1 protein-coding gene is annotated in these 2,191 nt (G+C 61.5%); it reads left to right on the top strand.

Features of this window, described 5'->3' with window-relative positions; all coding sequences use genetic code 11:
- Positions 1-546 precede the first annotated feature (546 nt).
- On the top strand, positions 547-2,191 hold a 1,645-nt coding region (locus AB0D14_RS44865; protein WP_362791287.1), incomplete at its 3' end, for a reverse transcriptase domain-containing protein.

The following is a 2,191-nucleotide window of genomic DNA, read 5'->3' as shown; positions in this document are numbered from 1 at the left end:
GACCGCTGGCAGTGCGCCATGAGGCGCCTTGTCGTATCCCCGATTCAATCGGGATGAATTTGGAGGGAGATTCTTGGGTCCAATGGCTTACCTAATCCGGAAACGGTGATGGGACCGTAGCATGCCAGGAAATCGACGACCGGGCTCAGGCATTAGGGACGGGGTGTCGAGGGACCCGCGTGGAACGGTGAAAGCTGGATTGCCTGAACCCTAATCCCCAGAAGATTGAAGGTCGAATCCGTCGGAAAGATGCCTGACACCGACGCCGCACCCTGCGACGGCTTTATGCCATGGTCGACGCAACCTCCGGAGTGCGGGGCGATGCCCAACGAGGGCATTCAAGGGGATGAGTGGGGCACCTAAACCACGCTAGGACGTGCGACAAAGACGAACATGGGATCGCCTAAGGGAAGAGATCTTCCTATGGTGACGGAGGCCCCGTAGTAGTCGCCGGAGTCACGACCGGCCAAGGAGGACGGGAAAGCCGTCCACATCGGGCGAAGGGGGCCAGGTGATCGGACACTCAAGACTCGGGAGGTATGCGTAATGCAGAGCGCCGAAACAGTTCTGAGTGTCCTCCGTGAACGCGGCAGGCGTGGCCTGCCATGCGACGAACTATATCGACAGCTCTCCAATCCGGAGTTGTACCTGCTGGCCTACGGGCGTCTTTATTCCAACAAGGGATCAATGACACCTGGGGTCAACGGGGAGACCGTGGACGGCATGTCGCTGGGCAAGATCGAGCACGTCATCGACGCGCTGCGCCACGAGCGCTACCGATGGAGCCCAGCTCGCAGGGTCTACATCCCGAAGGGGCGGGGCAGCACGAAGCTGCGTCCGCTTGGCCTGCCTCCCTGGAGTGACAAGCTCGTCGGCGAGGTGATCCGTCTGTTGCTTGAGGCGTATTACGAGCCGACCTTCTCTAACTCCTCTCACGGTTTCCGTCCCCACCGGGGCTGCCACACCGTATTACGTGATGTGGCCAACACCTGGACGGGGACAGTCTGGCTGATCGAGGGAGACATCGCCCAGTGTTTCGACCGGCTTGACCATTCGGTCATGCTCCGGATTCTGGGCGAGAGAATCCACGACAACCGATTCCTGCGCCTGGTGCACAACATGCTCAAGGCCGGATACATGGAGGACTGGATCTGGAACGCGACGCACAGCGGAAGCCCGCAAGGCGGAGTTGTTTCACCGATCTTGTCCAATATCTACCTGCACAAGTTGGACGAGTTTGTCGAGAAGGTTCTGATCCCGGAATACACTCGGGGCAGGATCAGGAAGCCGAGCCGCGCCTTCTTTGAGGTGTGGAACGCTATGCGGCGCGCCCGCAAGCGCGGCGACCGCACCGAAGTGCGGGATCTGCGCAAGCAACTCCGCAGTATTCCCAGCCAGGATACTCAGGATCCCGGCTACCGGAGGCTGCGATATGTGCGCTACGCCGACGATACCCTGCTCGGGTTCGCCGGACTGAAGGCAGAAGCCGAGGAAATCAAGGAGCGTCTGGCGCAATTCCTGCGTGACGAACTCAAGTTGGAATTGTCGCCGGAGAAGACGCTCATCACGCATGCCCGCACCGGGGCGGCGAGGTTCCTCGGCTACGACATCACCGTGCACCACAACGACCGCAAGATCACCGGCGGACGGCGCTCCGTCAATGGGGTCATCAGATTGCGCGTCCCTCGTTCGGTGGTATCTGCCAAGCAGGCCCAGTACATGAAGCGCGGCAAACCCGCGCGTCGGCCCGAACTGCTGAACCAGGACGACCACGTCATAATCAGCACCTACGGGTCGGAGTACCGCGGCATCGTCCAGTACTACCTGATGGCCGGCGACGTCTTTCGACTCGCCCGGCTGCAATGGGTCATGGAGACCTCGATGCTGATGACGCTCGCCAACAAGCACCGCTCGTCGGTGTCGAAAATGGCCCGCAAGTACGCGGCCACCATCGAGACGCCGCACGGGCTACGCAAGTGCTTCGAGGCACGCGTCGAACGCGTCGACAGGAAGCAACTGGTAGGACGGTTCGGAGGGATCCCGCTGCGGCGGGATAAGAAGACGGTCATCACCGACCGTCGGCTGGCCCCGGTCAACATCAAACGCAAGGAGCTGGTCACCCGGCTCCTCGCCGGGCGGTGCGAGTCATGCGGGCGCGTCGAGGCGGTGGAAGTTCACCACGTCGCCAAGC

It is taken from the genome of Streptomyces sp. NPDC048484, from assembly GCF_040651415.1.
Classification (GTDB): Bacteria; Actinomycetota; Actinomycetes; order Streptomycetales; family Streptomycetaceae; genus Streptomyces.
This window is presented reverse-complemented; position numbering and strand designations above follow the sequence as displayed.